Here is a 14362-nt window from a genome sequence, read left to right as displayed (position 1 = left end):
CAAAAGCCACAAACCAAAGTGGCTTTTGTTTTTTATAATATATTTGGGATTGATAACCATCCGCTACTACCTTGACAACATTTGCAAAAATACGTGTACTGCTGGCATTGCTTTTTTCCAGCTTGCTGCTTACAGCTATTATTGTACACAATAATCATACTCCAGAGCATGACTTTGTTAACTCGGCCCGCTTGCTGGAAAAGAACCTGCATGAAAAAGAAGCCGTAGCTTACAAGCTGCTCAATGGTACTAAACTTCAGGATATAAAAAACACCCATGCTACCGAGCATGAAAAGCTAAAGTTTATAGACCAGTACACTGCCAAAGAAAACCATATTTGGATTACGATATTTAAAAATGGGCAGTTATATTTCTGGAGTGGCATCAAGGTACTGCCTGAAGATGAAAAGCAAATTCATGAAGGTTGTTCATTCATCAAACAGCCTAATGGCTACTATGAGGCCCTTAAAAAAACGGACGGTAATTTTTCAACAATCATTCTAATTCCGATACACGAAGACTACCGCATACAAAACCAGTACCTGCGCAATACCTTTCATACTGATCTGCTTGATAAAGGGAATACCCTGGCCATTGCTGAATTTACAGATAAAGACGTTTACCATATTCATGACCGAAATCAAAAATATTTGTTTTCGGTAAAAGCTTCGCCCCGCATTAACCATAGGGAAATTTCAGGCTTCGAAATTACTTTGTGGGTACTCAGCTTACTTGCTTTGTGTCTGCTCATCAGCAACATCTGCAATTACCTGGCACTTAAAAGAAAACTTTTATGGGCTTGTTTATTTTTGGGTGGCTCTTTAGTACTCATCCGCTTCATCAACCTGTACTTTCACTTCCCTGATCTGGCCGAGAATGTAAAGCTGTTTAGCCCGACTATATTTACACTCAATGGCCTATTTCCATCATTAGGTGATTTATGTATTAATCTCTTATTTATATGCTGGTTGGTTGGCTTTATTTACCAGTATCGGCACCGCCTGTTCAAGCAGCAACTTAGTGTACAAACAGGCTATATCGTATTTACAAGCAGCATTATTTTCTTACTGGCTTCGGCTACAGGCTTTTTGTATCTATTCAATCGTTTGGTCATTAATTCCAACATTAGCTTTGATGTCAACAACGTACTCAACCTGTCGGCTTACAGTCTACTGGGTGTATTAATGGCCTGTTTCTGCTTTTTGATTTTCTACTTAATGGCAGATATTTTTCTGACTATTAATACCTGCATCAACATTCGTAAAAAAGCTAAACTGATTATTTTTCTAGCTGCTGTTGTTTTAGCCACAGTTATATACGCTTACTTTTATGAGTTTACCGCTTTTTATCTGTTGTTGGCACTATTAATCATTATCAGAGCACATGCTACACTACACTATCAGGGTAATTTAAGTGTACTGGCCTATATTTCAATTATTATTATTTGTTCGCTAATTGCATCTATCAAACTTAATGATTTTGAAACCATTAAAGAGCAGGAAACCCGTATAAGCCTGATCCATCAACTGGAAGATGGTAATGATATAGATATCAGACCGGTGTTAAAAAACATTGAAAAGCAAATCCTTCACGATTCTTTTTTGCCTCAATATTTTCAATCTCCCAATCACACTCCGGGCTACTTAGAATATTATTTCCGCAAAATCTACTTTGATGGATTCTTGTCTGATTACAACTTTAAAGTGCATGAGTTTGATAGCTCAGGTAAACCTATTTTAACAGACAAAGATTTCGCACTTGATGATTTCAAGGAAATGGTAGCCATGAGCTCATTCAAGGTATCTAATTACTTCTACCGTGAAAATGATGCTTTTGGCTTTCGGAGTTACTTTGCTATTCTACCCATTCAGACTAGAGACCGGAATTTAGGAACTGTTATTGTTGAGTTAAAATCAAAACCCTTTGCAGACAATAATTCATTCCCTACTCTGCTGGCCGCTAACGAGGTAAAGTACAATACGGCATTTAAAGATTACTCTTACGCTTTTTACAGCGACAACCATTTATTAAGCCAAAACGGAAGCTATGATTATAGTATGGTAAATAATGAGTTTCAGGGGAAGTTAAAGCAGTATGTATTTACCTCCTCCTACGAAGGAACTGCATCATGGCTGCATATTCTAGGTAAATACAGTCACTTAATTTACAAGCCTAGTCAGCGTAAAACTATTGTGGTAAGCCGGCAGGCTAACAATACCATCAACAATCTGGCTTCTTTCACTTTCTTCTTTGTAGTATTACTAGCCTTTAGTGCTGTTATCATCATAGCACAATGGCTATGGAAACGGGTGACTATCGTTAAGGTTACCCGCCAAACCATGTACTGGAACTTTCAATTCGATTTAAATAACATTTTATACAAAACCCGCATTCAGTTCTCCATGATATTTGCGGTAGGGCTTACCCTGGTTCTGGTAGGTGGTATTTCGTTTTTAGCTATACGCGATCAATTTAAACAGCAGCAGGATGACCTAATCAGCAACAAGGTTGTTCAGATAGCAGCCAAACTGGGTAACAATTCTTTAAATGACATTCTGCACATTGACCAGCAAAGCGAAATTAAGTTTGATAACATCGCCAATGATTACTCGACCGATCTAACCTTGTTTAATCGTGATGGAACACCCATGCTATCTACCCAGCCCAAAATTTATGATTATGGTTTGCTGGCGCGGCGCATGAATGCAAAAGCTTATATTCAGTTAAGCCACATGCAAAAATCAGTAATTGTAAATGCCGAAAAGATAGGCACCTTAAACTATACAGCAGCCTATGCGCCTATTCGAGATGGTAAAAACGCAACGGTAGCTTTTTTACAATTGCCTTATTTTGCTAATGAAATGAAGGCCAACGAACGTATTGGCTCGTTACTGAATGCCATGATTAACATTTATGCCTTAATTTTCGTGGCGATTGGCTTTTTTTCAGTAATAATTGCCAGGCAAATTACCACTCCGCTCAGCGTTATACAATACAGCTTAAGCCGTACTATTTACGGTAAAAAGAATGAGCCTATTCAATGGAAACGCAATGATGAAATTGGGGCACTGGTAAAAGAATACAATAAAATGATTGCCGCACTGGAAGAAAGTGCCACCCGGCTGGCTCAATCGGAACGTGAAACTGCCTGGCGCGAAATGGCTAAACAGGTAGCTCATGAAATTAAAAATCCGCTTACGCCACTTAAGTTAGGTTTGCAACTGCTTGAAAAATCATGGAAGGATAAGGATCCGAAATTTGACACCAAGTTTGAACGATTCAGTAAATCCTTTGTCGAACAAATTGAGAGTCTTTCTTCTATTGCCTCCGAGTTTTCGGCTTTTGCTAAAATGCCAGATACCCGTATGGAACGCTTGAATTTATTTGAGTCGTTAGGTCAGGCAGTCATCATTTTTAAGCAGATGGATAATATTACCATCAATTATCAAACGCCGGAAACTCCGTTTATGATTAGAGCCGACCGCGACCAAATGTTACGCTGCTTCAATAACCTACTAAAAAATGCTATTGAAGCCATGCCGCCCGAACGTTTGGGAATAATTGATGTTGCCTATACCGTTAGCCGTAACAGTATTGTTTTGAACATTAAAGATAATGGCAATGGTATTCCTGAAAACTTACGTAACAAGATATTTGAGCCCAACTTTACGACTAAAAGTTCAGGTACCGGTTTAGGGCTGGCTTTCGTCAAGAACTCTATTGAGAATGCCGGCGGCAAAATATCCTTTGAAACCGAAGCCGGTAAAGGCACTATATTCCATTTAAGCTTTCCGGAATCAAAGCTGTAAAGCAGTTAAAGATTATATAAATAAACGACGCCGTCTACATTCAATGGAATGCAGCTGGCGTTCGTTTTTCTAGCCTGATTGGAATTGGTAAGCTGTAAGCAATGTTTATCACATTTGTTTCTGCCACTTCAAACAAAAGGACTTTTGTTTTCCTTTAAAAAGCATGTTACCTCTACTCACTGCCCAGCAAATTCATGAAGCGGATGCTTATACTATTAGCCATGAACCAGTAACCTCTGTTAATTTGATGGAACGAGCATCTAAGGCCTTTGTAAGCCGCTTTATGCAGCACTTTCCAGATAAAGCACAAACTATATCTGCTTACTGCGGTAGCGGCAATAATGGCGGCGATGGTTTAGCCATTGCCCGCATGCTAAATGAACATGGTTATAGGCAGCTTAATGTTAAAGTAGTGCGCTTCTCTGATAAAGCAACTGATGATTTTAATACGAATCTGCACCGCTTCCAGCACTTGTCTGTTCCTTTGCTAGAGATTGAAAAGGGAGGTAACTTTCCACCTGAAGATAGTGCCATAATAATTGATGCCTTACTCGGTAGTGGTTTAAATAAACCGTTGAGCGGCGATTACGAACAACTGGTAAAACACCTAAATCAGCTTGAAAAAACCGTGGTAGCAGTTGATGTACCTACAGGCTTGCCTACTGAAGGTGCAGTTAGTAAAGAAGCCACTATTTTAAAAGCCAAGCTGGTTATTACCTTCCAACAACCTAAAATCAACTTTTTACTACCTGAATCAGGCCCGCATATGGAAAGCTGGGAGGCCGTAGATATTGGATTGGATGATACCTATCTGCAATCACTTAACTCTCCTTACCAATTGATAGAAAAAGGAGATATAAAAACCATACTAAAACCCCGTCATAAGTTTAGCAACAAAGGCACTTACGGGCATGCACTGCTTGTAGCCGGACAAGCTAAAACTATGGGTGCCGCACTGCTATGTTCGTCCGCTTGTGTGTATGCAGGTGCAGGCTTAACCACGGTTTGTATTCCGGAAAGCGGATTAACAGCCCTGAACAGTTACCAGGCTGAGGTAATGGCTATTATTCGTGAACAAGATCAATTGCCAGAAATTGAATGGGATAAATTCAGCGTTATAGGTGTAGGACCAGGCTTAGGAAAAGATGATAATGCATTGGCTTTATTAAAGAACATTCTAGCCAACTACCACAAGCCTATGATAATAGATGCCGATGCACTTAATCTATTAGCCACTCACCAGGAACTACTGCAACAACTCCCTAAAGGAAGTATTGTAACACCACACATGAAAGAGTTTGACCGCTTATTTGGCGAGCATGACACTTGGTGGAACAGGTTACAAACCTTAAAACAAAAAGCGCAGGAACTACAGATAAATATTGTATTGAAAAATGATTACACCATTACGGGTACACCTGATGGAAAGCTGTATTTTAATTCAACCAGCAACGCTGCTATGGCCAGCGGCGGTATGGGCGACATTTTAACGGGCATTATTACAGCACTAGTAGCTCAAAAGTACACACCTGAACAAGCTTGCTTAGCGGGTGTTTACCTGCATGGTAAAGCCGGCGATGTGTTAGCTTTACCCAACCAACTACATGTGGTACTCCCCGGACAGGTAGCGGCTAAAATACCTGCTGTTATAGCTCAGCTAACTGCATAAAAAAACGGTTGTAAGTATTCGAACAACCGCTTTACTATTAACTGACCTTATAAAGAACGTGTAATACTTAGTAGTACTAATAAGATGCGTGAAAGACACTAAATGTTACACGGAAAAACAACTTTTTAAAACTTACTTGAATTAGCGATCATCATACAACAAATAAATATGCAAAGCGCCTTAAAAAATATATTTGATGATTGCTGGCAGAAACTTACAGAAGCCGGCCAGCAACCTCAATCCGGCTTTCGCAATATTACTGTAGCCAATTTAGCAGATGATGGCATTAATTCCTACACGGTAGTGTTAAGAAAGGCATCAGCAGATACTTCTACCCTCACCTTTCATACCGATTGGCGTTCACCTAAAGTAAATCAAATACAGCAAAACAGCCGTATTACTATACTAACCTACAACAGCCAGGAAAAGGTACAATTGCTATTGAAAGGCACTGCTGTAATTTATTACCAAGATGAGGTTTCGTTACAAGCCTGGCAACAACAGGGCTACAAAAGCCGAAAATCTTATTTGGCACAACCAGCCCCATCTACGCCTGTTGATGAAGCTGTAGACGGATTAAGTTATTTAAGTGGACAATTATTCGAGAGTGACGATCCGGATGGGTATGAAAACTTTGGTGTAGTAGAAATTAAGGTTGATTTTTTAGAATGGGTAAAGCTAAGCCACGAAGGTAACAGGCGCGCGAGCTTTACACGTAATGAAAATAAAGCGTGGCAGCACAGCTGGCTTATTCCTTAAACGTTATAAAGTTCCCATGGCTACCATTTGGTTCATGGTAGGCTCTGTGCTTCCACCGCGCGGTTCAACAGTAACAGCAAAGGCATCCGCAAGCAAAATAGGCTTCATAAACTTCATCTGCAATGAATCTGATGGTGTGGCATCAAAAACGCCCAAATCAACCGGCTTACCGCTGGCGATAGCCCACAATTGGTACTGATGCTTTTGATCAATATTAGGCATCTGGGCATGATGCATATCAATCATTACCTGCTTTTTACCAGGGTTCCAGGCTACCATTAATGAAGAAGAAGGAGAATGTGGCGTTCCTTTCAACTTTACAACACGGTAAGAAGAATCATGAAAAACCGATAGTTCATCGTCCATCAACTTTACCTGATGAGCAAACTGCTGCTCATGCACCTGCATACTGTATAATTGCTGATTGGATTGCTGCAAGCGCTTGTACACCAAGCCTAATGCTGCCATGCTAATACAAAGCAGCAGCAAACAAGCTGCAAATGCATACTTATAGAATATACTCGTAGTTGGCTTTATAGGTACTACACGTGCTTCAGGCTGATTGAATTTGCCTCGGGTAAAAGTACGGTCATCGCCTAAATTGGTTAGTAAACTGTTTAATACCCGGTTACGAAGTGCATCGGCTGGGTCAATGCTATGGGCATCAGCATAACTCATTACGGATTGTTCAATCTCATTAAGTTCTGCTCTGATTGCAGAATGAGCCTTGGCCATTGTTTCTACTTCTGCTCTCTCTTCTGCGCTCATATCACCCAGAACATAAAGCTCCAACTTCCCTGATTCAATATATGCCTTAACTTCTTCCACCTTTAATTAAAATATTTCCTAAGCTGCTGTATAGCGGTACGCAATCGGGTTTTGATTGTTCCTAACGGAATACCAAGTTCTTCGGCAGCTTCGGTGTGGGTGTAACCTTTAAAGTATATTAAATCCAGTATAGATTTTTGCTCGGGTTTCAGCTTCTCTACTAAATCTTTTACGCCCAACAATTCAGGCTTGTACGCCGTACTGCTTTGCGTATCAATCACAATTACGTTATTTTCCAGCTCCTGGTTTTTAAATTGATTTTTAAAGTCTTTTGACCGTATTTTATCAATAGCCAAGTTACGGGCGATGTTCATCATCCAGGTAAACAGCCGGCCTTTATCGGCACTATAGCTATTTGATGAGCGCCATATTTTCACAAAGGTTTCCTGCACTATATCTTCGGCGGTAGTTTCATCATTTACAATTCTGAAAATAACACCGTACAGTGCGGGCGAGTACATATCATACAAAGCTTCAGCCGCCACTTTTTCATGACGCTGCAATGCTTGTACAAGTTCTTCTTCGGAAAGGTTTATTTTATGTTTCTTGGCCAAAACGCTGTAAATATATAATTATATATGCTTAAATTATATATCAAACAGGTGTTTTTCAGCATGGTAAGATGATCGTACCAGCGGACCGCTTTCTACATATTTAAAGCCCTTGCTCAGGCCAACTTCTTTGTAGTACTTAAACTGATCTGGGGTAATCCAGTCAACAACCGGATGGTGGTTGCGGGTAGGTTGCAGGTATTGGCCCAGTGTTAAAATATGTACACCGGCTTCCAGCAAATCATCCATCGCCTGCAATACATCTTCTTCCTGCTCACCCAAACCCAGCATAATGCCTGATTTGGTACGCAAGCCAGCTTCTGATATCTGCTTCAGACACTCTAAACTACGATCATATTTAGCTTGGATACGTACTTCACGTGTTAAACGGCGCACGGTTTCCAAGTTATGAGATACTACTTCAGGACGTACAGCTAATACACGTGCCAGATTATCCCAGTTGCCTTTAAAATCAGGCAGTAAAGTTTCTAATGTAGTTTCCGGGCTTTCACGACGAATAGCTAAAATGGTTTCCGCCCAAATAGTAGAACCACCATCTTTCAAGTCATCACGGTCAACCGAGGTAATTACGCAATGTTTTACTTGCATCAGCTTTACCGATGTGGCTACACGATTGGGTTCATCCATATCAACAGCCAAAGGCCGACCGGTGGCTACTGCACAAAACGAACATGAGCGGGTACAAATATTACCTAAAATCATGAAGGTAGCCGTACCGGCTCCCCAGCATTCACCCATGTTAGGGCAATTGCCGCTTTCGCAAATAGTGTGCAGTTTATGCGTATCAACCAGGCTACGCACGTGGGCATATTCTTTACCTACAGGAAGCTTTACACGCAACCAATCGGGTTTACGTTGTACCTTGTTGGCAGGGATTACCGGCAAATCAATCATAATACAAAAATAGTTTATTTAACGTAAAGAATATAACGTCAAGAGTCATGATTTAGTAAGGCTTATACCGTTATATTATTCTTGATGTCTCTTTGAAATGAAAGTTTTACAGGAACAATCAACTTAACAAACCTCAATCTAATTTACCTTGACCGCTATCTGCGTTAACACGAAGATATGGATAGCTTCCTAAGACAGCAATGCACTTACAGGTAAGAATGAATAGCTCATTAAAAAAATAGCCGTTGATAGGATATATAACGGCTATAAAATTCAAATCTATAAATCTTGATTCTTGGCTACTACCTACAGTACCGATAAAGCTTCCTCAACCGAGATGGCACCATGAGATTGGTCAAGAATACATTCGCCATCTTTAATCAACAGCATTTGCGGTGATTCATGATGAACGTGAAACTCTTGCGCTATCTGGTTAGATAAATCACGGTTTTTGATTAAATCCAAAAAATAAAGAGGCAAATCAGCAGGTAGCTTGTCCCAATCCAATTCAAAACGGCGTTTAGCCATCATGCTGATGGAGCAACGGGTACTATGCTTAAAGATAATGCTGTATCCGGTTTGTTGTTTAATGCCATCTAATTGATTTGCCGAGTTCAACGCAATCCAGTTCATATAAAATCAAATATTTGTACTTTTCAAAAGTACAGTTAAGGTATGGTATTGGTTTACGACAAAATGTAAAATGACAATATCATGTTAGCGTGAACGGTGTGGATAAGAAGAATAAGCCGGGCACAAGCGATTAGAGCAAGAAGCTAAACCGGTTAACAGCGTAGCGGCTAGTAAAGCCAAACAAGCTACTTTTTTCATACTACAATTAGTTTTAAATTATTGGTTTTAATTGGTTTGCTAAATCAACCATCTTGATAGCAGTTATTGCAGCCTCGTCGCCTTTGTTGCCATGCTTACCGCCGGCTCTATCAAAAGCTTGTTGCTCATTATCAGTGGTTAATACACCAAATATAACAGGTTTTTCGTGTTTCAAAGCAACATTACTTAAACCTGTAGCTACTGCCTGGCAAATAAAATCAAAATGCCGTGTTTCACCTTGAATTACGCATCCCAAACAAATTACTGTATCAATATTGTTACTTTTCAATAAAATGTCTGCTCCTGAAATCAATTCGAAACTTCCTGGAACAGAATACGTATAGATTTGGCTTTCCTGAGCGCCATGCTTAATTAAACTCTGATAAGCTCCTTCATACAGGGCACCTGTAATTTTAGCATTCCATTCGGCTACAACAATACCATAGCGGTAAGGCGCAGCATTAGGCACTGTAGTATGTGAAAAGTCAGACAAGTTTTTAAGCTGGGTTGCCATGTTTATTTAAAATAAAAAAGTAGATAGTTATAAAAGTGGTTTGTTCATTCCTAAATACATCTACATTATTTATCAATATAAATTATTACTTGCTCTACCCTTACGGTTTAAGGTGCGCTTAAGTTATACTGAATGTAGATATTTAAGAGAAAGTTCTGTATAAGATAAAAAGAGAAATGCCCTTAAAAAGCAAAAGCCAGCTTTTATAGCTTGGCTTCTGCTCTTGCAATGTATGCATCAATATTTTGGGCCTCCCCGCTGTCCGGATAATCGCTCTTAATTTTTTTGTAAGCATCAACAGCTGACTTGTTATCTTTTTCAGTCTCGTACACTAAACCTAGTTTTTTCAGGTAAAAAGGAGACAGGAACTTATTTTTAGCTTTATCAGCCGCTTTCTGGAAGTAAGTTTCCGCTTTGCTATAGTCTTTCAGTTCTACGTAAGCATCACCAGTGCTACCTAAAGCCTCGGCTGATACCATGCTGTCATCACCATGATAGCTGGTTAAATTGTCAATAGCTTTACGGTATTCACCTTTGTTCAGGTACGCAATACCCGCATAAAAATAAGCTTGGTTAGCCGCTTTAGTGCTACCGTAATCGTTAATAATCTTTTCGAAACCAGGATAGCCAGCATCACCTTTTAAAGCTTTGTCCCACTCTTTTTTAGCCCAGTAATCCTGCGCTACGTGCATCTGGTCGGCAGCTTCTGCTTCGTGCGGAGCCAGGTATAATTTCTGATAAGCAATATAAACAACAATAAGCGCTACAATAGCCGCGCCGATAAATGATAAGCTTTTTTGGTTTTCTCTTACAAATCCGCCTGTTTGCCCAAAATTCTTTTGCTCGGCTGCCACATTTGTATTTACTTCTGCCTTTGACATTTCCATCCTAAAATTAAGTTTGCAAAAATACATTTTTCAGTGTTTTTGACAAGATGTATTCTGCTAAATATTTCAATATCATTTTACATTATAACTGGTTATCCATATACGGCATTAATATTTTACTCAGCTAATTAGCAACTCCCCTCTTAAAACTGAACATTGCTGTCATATAAGCTATTAACATCGCGTGTTGAAAAAGAAGTAAACATAGTAGTACAATACTTTGCATGGGCTGATTATTTGTAATTACCTTTGAAGCCACCGTATGTATTTGCAACAACTATCGCTTATCAACTTTAAGAATTACACTGGTGCTGAACTCAGCTTTAGTGAGGGAGTGAATGCATTTACCGGCAATAATGGCGCAGGCAAAACCAACCTATTGGATGCCATACATTATCTATCCTTATGTAAGAGCTATTTTAATACGATAGATAGCCAGCAAATTAAACAAGGTACCGACTTTTTCATTATCAACGGCACTTTCGATAAAAACGACATTCCGGAAAGAATTGCCTGTTCGGTAAAGCGTAATCAGAAGAAAGTTTTCAAACGCAATAAAAAGGAGTATCCCAGGTTAGCCGATCATATTGGCCAATTTCCGTTAGTGATGGTATCACCTTACGATGCCAGCATTATTATGGAAGGTAGCGAAGAACGCCGCAAGTTCATGGATAACGTTATTTCGCAAACTGACCATCAGTACCTGGACGAGTTGATTACTTACAATCGTATCTTATTAAATCGTAATGCCCTGCTTAAAACCATTGCTGAAACCGGACGCTTTGATCCAGGCTTACTGGAAGTGCTGGATGAGCAATTGGTATCATCAGGTAATCGGATATTTGAAAAGCGCCGAGCTTTTATGGAAAGCTTTACCGGCATATTTAACACCTATTATCAGTTTTTAACCGAAGATGTTGAAAAGGTAGAGCTGGTATATGAATCGCAGTTACTGCAAAACAATTTTGCCGCCCTACTTATTAAAGCTACCGAAAAAGACCGGGTACTGGAACGCACCACCATGGGCATTCATCGTGATGATCTGCAATTCAGCATTCACCAGATGCCGCTAAAAAAATTTGGCTCACAAGGGCAGCAAAAATCCTTTTTAATCGCGTTAAAGCTGGCGCAATACAATTATCTACAACAGCAAAAAGGCTTTAAACCTTTACTATTGCTGGATGATATTTTCGATAAACTGGATGAAAACCGTATTACCAAGCTTATGCAGCTAGTATCTCAACACGAGTTTGGGCAGGTATTTATTACGGATGCCAGTGCCGGCCGTGTAAACCGCATATTTGATGCAATTAGTGTGGATGTGAAATTATTTACCGTAAACCAAGGAGAAGTGTATGCGCAAGGCGAATGATAAAACTATGAAAGAAGCGATTGAACAAATGCTGAACGTTTATAAAATCAAACGCCGCTTTGATGAAACCGCTATCATTGCCCATTGGCCTGATATTGTAGGCAAGCCTGTGGCCAACCGCACCAGTGAAATTTTTATCAGCAACAAGAAATTATTCCTGCGCATTGAATCATCAGTAGTAAAAAACGAAATGGTAATGATGCGCAGCCAAATTATGGAAAAAATAAATGCCGAGGCTGGCGAACAGCTGATTGAAGAAATTATCTTTTTATAATATTACTATCGCTTAGCTTTTAGCGCCCGTAGCTCCCGTAAACTGCTTAAATGATGAGGTTTGGCAAACAAATCATCATAAATAACAGCATAGATAATAAGAGCTACAGCCGGGATGTAGAAAGCAAACTGCACTTCGGGATGAGCCTTAACCAACATAAGGCTACCCACAATAAACAGCACAACGGTTAATGCATAAATCAGATATTTTAACCCTACTTTTACTTTCATAAAACGAATATATATAATTACATTAACTGAAATAAACACATCATGTGTATTTGCAACATAAACAGCATTATTTATCTGCAAAGAAAATTCCAGTTTACCATAAAGCAATAAAAGCGTTATGGATAAGGTTTACTCTTATCCATAACGCTTTTATTTACAATAATTATTTAAGCTCTTAGAATTTTTCTAAGCCAGAGAAGAAGAAGCTACCTTCGATAGCGGCATTCTCGTCAGAGTCAGAACCGTGTACAGCGTTAGCTTCAATTGACTTAGCAAACAGTTTACGGATAGTACCTTCATCTGCCTTAGTCGGATCGGTAGCACCAATCAATGTACGGAAATCAGCAACAGCATTGTCTTTTTCCAGTATAGCAGCTACAATCGGTCCTGATGACATGAAGCTCACCAAATCATTGTAAAAAGGACGACCTTGATGCACGGCATAAAATTCGCCTGCTTTTTGCGCAGTCAGGTAAGTGTACTTCATAGCTTTAATAGTAAAGCCTGCTTTGATAATCTGATCCAGTATAGCACCGATATGGCCGGCAGCAACAGCATCAGGCTTAATCATCGTAAAAGTTTTGTTCGTTTCCATTGTTTTTAAAATTGCCGCAAAAGTAGCGTTTTACCGCTAAAACATAAAGCTTTAAAAATAAATTACATAGCGGCATTATCATATAATTATATAAATTTGCAGCTTGTTTTTAATGGATGTTAGATATTGCTTCGCTTAGCCAGCTTTTAAACCAGCCCCAAAAAATTGTTATCACCACCCATCACAAACCCGATGGAGATGCAATGGGCTCATCTTTAGGTTTATATAATTACCTGATACAGCAGGGGCATCATGCTAAAGTAATTACCCCTACTGATTATCCTGAGTTTTTGAACTGGATGCCCGGCAACGAAGAAGTCATCATCTATACCGAAAATACTGAATTATCAGCACAACTGGTAGCCGATGCCGATCTGGTATTCTGCCTGGATTTTAATACTCTAACCCGTATTAATGCACTGGGCGAACTGGTACGCAGCAGTACTGCCATTAAAGTGATGATTGATCATCATTTGGAGCCTGAGGATTTTGATGATTACCGCCACTGGGACATTAAAGCCTGTGCTACTGCACAACTAGTATACACTTTTATAGTAAACGAGCTGCAACGCCCTGATTTAATTAGCGCCGATGTTGCCACCTGCCTATACACCGGCATCATGACCGATTCAGCCTCATTCAGGTTACCGAACACTACAGCTGCCGTACACCGCATTACTGCCGATTTGATTGATGCTGGTGCGGTAAACTGGCGCATACATGAACTGGTTTATAATAGTTCATCCGAAATGCGGTTGCGCTTTTTAGGCCATTGCCTGCGTAATAAACTGGAAGTTTTGTATGAGTACAACACAGCTATTATTACCATAACTCGGCAGGAACTTAAAGAATTTGAGGTTATCACCGGCGATACGGAAGGCATAGTTAACTACGCGCTCAGCATTGCTGGCATTCGCTTGGCTGCGCTTATGGTTGAACGGGCAGATCGTGTTAAATTATCTTTACGTTCTAAAGGTGAATTTCCGGCTAACGAAATTTGTAAAAAATATTTTAACGGCGGCGGTCACCGTAATGCTGCCGGAGGACATTCTGAACTTACACTTGAACAGGTTACTCAGCAGTTCAAACAATTATTACCCGAATACAAAACATTATTAATACAGTAAA

Annotated in this window: 14 protein-coding genes; 6 read left to right on the top strand and 8 right to left on the bottom strand. The window is 39.7% G+C overall.

Annotated elements, in window-relative coordinates; genetic code table 11:
• Positions 1 to 71 precede the first annotated feature (71 nt).
• The 3 genes from HH214_RS13470 (at position 72) to HH214_RS13460 (ending at position 6237) form a co-directional block, all read left to right on the top strand.
• A complete protein-coding gene (locus HH214_RS13470) occupies positions 72 to 3809 on the top strand; it encodes a sensor histidine kinase (RefSeq protein ID WP_169608436.1) in 3738 nt (1245 codons plus the stop codon).
• A gap of 163 nt (positions 3810 to 3972) precedes the next feature.
• Positions 3973 to 5478, top strand: a complete 1506-nt coding sequence (locus HH214_RS13465) for an NAD(P)H-hydrate dehydratase (RefSeq protein ID WP_169608434.1) — start codon at positions 3973 to 3975, stop codon at positions 5476 to 5478.
• Between the two features lie 168 nt (positions 5479 to 5646).
• Positions 5647 to 6237 (top strand): PNPOx family protein, encoded by a 591-nt coding sequence (locus tag HH214_RS13460; RefSeq protein WP_169608432.1) that lies wholly within the window; start codon positions 5647 to 5649, stop codon positions 6235 to 6237.
• A gap of 3 nt (positions 6238 to 6240) precedes the next feature.
• Here the strand turns inward: HH214_RS13460 and HH214_RS13455 are convergent, their stop codons facing one another.
• The 6 genes from HH214_RS13455 to HH214_RS13430 form a co-directional block, all read right to left on the bottom strand.
• On the bottom strand, positions 6241 to 7005 hold the full coding sequence (locus HH214_RS13455) for an anti-sigma factor (protein ID WP_211166228.1): 765 nt from the start codon (positions 7003 to 7005) through the stop codon (positions 6241 to 6243).
• A 62-nt stretch (positions 7006 to 7067) separates the two neighbouring features.
• Positions 7068 to 7619: an RNA polymerase sigma factor gene (locus HH214_RS13450; RefSeq protein ID WP_169608428.1), complete on the bottom strand. Its 552-nt coding sequence runs from the start codon at positions 7617 to 7619 to the stop codon at positions 7068 to 7070.
• Between the two features lie 33 nt (positions 7620 to 7652).
• The gene (gene lipA, locus HH214_RS13445) at positions 7653 to 8531 is read right to left on the bottom strand and encodes a lipoyl synthase (RefSeq protein ID WP_169608426.1); all 879 of its coding nucleotides are present in this window, start codon (positions 8529 to 8531) and stop codon (positions 7653 to 7655) included.
• A 306-nt stretch (positions 8532 to 8837) separates the two neighbouring features.
• Positions 8838 to 9164, bottom strand: a complete 327-nt coding sequence (gene ytxJ / locus HH214_RS13440; RefSeq protein WP_169608424.1) for a bacillithiol system redox-active protein YtxJ — start codon at positions 9162 to 9164, stop codon at positions 8838 to 8840.
• A 211-nt stretch (positions 9165 to 9375) separates the two neighbouring features.
• A complete protein-coding gene (gene ribH, locus HH214_RS13435) occupies positions 9376 to 9876 on the bottom strand; it encodes a 6,7-dimethyl-8-ribityllumazine synthase (protein WP_169608422.1) in 501 nt (166 codons plus the stop codon).
• Positions 9877 to 10079: 203 nt separating this feature from the next.
• Complete coding sequence (locus HH214_RS13430) at positions 10080 to 10763, bottom strand: tetratricopeptide repeat protein (protein WP_315853168.1); 684 nt, start codon at positions 10761 to 10763, stop codon at positions 10080 to 10082.
• 262 nt (positions 10764 to 11025) lie between these two features.
• On the opposite strand from HH214_RS13430, the gene recF reads away from it, so the two are divergent.
• Both recF and HH214_RS13420 read left to right on the top strand, forming a co-directional pair.
• Complete coding sequence (gene recF, locus HH214_RS13425) at positions 11026 to 12135, top strand: DNA replication/repair protein RecF (protein WP_169608421.1); 1110 nt, start codon at positions 11026 to 11028, stop codon at positions 12133 to 12135.
• Between the two features lie 7 nt (positions 12136 to 12142).
• A complete protein-coding gene (locus tag HH214_RS13420; RefSeq protein ID WP_315853167.1) occupies positions 12143 to 12409 on the top strand; it encodes a DUF721 domain-containing protein in 267 nt (88 codons plus the stop codon).
• A 5-nt stretch (positions 12410 to 12414) separates the two neighbouring features.
• Here the strand turns inward: HH214_RS13420 and HH214_RS13415 are convergent, their stop codons facing one another.
• Entirely contained in the window at positions 12415 to 12639 is a 225-nt protein-coding gene (locus HH214_RS13415) for a hypothetical protein (RefSeq protein ID WP_169608417.1), read from the bottom strand.
• A gap of 175 nt (positions 12640 to 12814) precedes the next feature.
• Positions 12815 to 13234, bottom strand: a complete 420-nt coding sequence (locus HH214_RS13410) for a nucleoside-diphosphate kinase (RefSeq protein ID WP_169608415.1) — start codon at positions 13232 to 13234, stop codon at positions 12815 to 12817.
• Positions 13235 to 13350: 116 nt separating this feature from the next.
• On the opposite strand from HH214_RS13410, the gene HH214_RS13405 reads away from it, so the two are divergent.
• Complete coding sequence (locus tag HH214_RS13405; protein ID WP_169608413.1) at positions 13351 to 14361, top strand: DHH family phosphoesterase; 1011 nt, start codon at positions 13351 to 13353, stop codon at positions 14359 to 14361.
• The last annotated feature ends 1 nt before the right edge of the window (position 14362 follow it).

This window comes from Mucilaginibacter robiniae (assembly GCF_012849215.1).
GTDB lineage: Bacteria > Bacteroidota > Bacteroidia > Sphingobacteriales > Sphingobacteriaceae > Mucilaginibacter > Mucilaginibacter robiniae.
This window is presented reverse-complemented; position numbering and strand designations above follow the sequence as displayed.

Bases quoted from the DNA above. Each gene is read 5' to 3' on its own strand.
- ytxJ (WP_169608424.1), bottom strand. From the start codon at position 9,164: ATGAACTGGATTGCGTTGAACTCGGCAAATCAATTAGATGGCATTAAA.
- HH214_RS13415 (WP_169608417.1), bottom strand. From the start codon at position 12,639: ATGAAAGTAAAAGTAGGGTTAAAATATCTGATTTATGCATTAACCGTT.
- HH214_RS13410 (WP_169608415.1), bottom strand. From the start codon at position 13,234: ATGGAAACGAACAAAACTTTTACGATGATTAAGCCTGATGCTGTTGCT.
- HH214_RS13420 (WP_315853167.1), top strand. From the start codon at position 12,143: ATGAAAGAAGCGATTGAACAAATGCTGAACGTTTATAAAATCAAACGC.
- lipA (WP_169608426.1), bottom strand. From the start codon at position 8,531: ATGATTGATTTGCCGGTAATCCCTGCCAACAAGGTACAACGTAAACCC.
- recF (WP_169608421.1), top strand. From the start codon at position 11,026: ATGTATTTGCAACAACTATCGCTTATCAACTTTAAGAATTACACTGGT.
- HH214_RS13465 (WP_169608434.1), top strand. From the start codon at position 3,973: ATGTTACCTCTACTCACTGCCCAGCAAATTCATGAAGCGGATGCTTAT.
- HH214_RS13455 (WP_211166228.1), bottom strand. From the start codon at position 7,005: ATGAGCGCAGAAGAGAGAGCAGAAGTAGAAACAATGGCCAAGGCTCAT.
- HH214_RS13405 (WP_169608413.1), top strand. From the start codon at position 13,351: ATGTTAGATATTGCTTCGCTTAGCCAGCTTTTAAACCAGCCCCAAAAA.
- ribH (WP_169608422.1), bottom strand. From the start codon at position 9,876: ATGGCAACCCAGCTTAAAAACTTGTCTGACTTTTCACATACTACAGTG.
- HH214_RS13460 (WP_169608432.1), top strand. From the start codon at position 5,647: ATGCAAAGCGCCTTAAAAAATATATTTGATGATTGCTGGCAGAAACTT.
- HH214_RS13430 (WP_315853168.1), bottom strand. From the start codon at position 10,763: ATGGAAATGTCAAAGGCAGAAGTAAATACAAATGTGGCAGCCGAGCAA.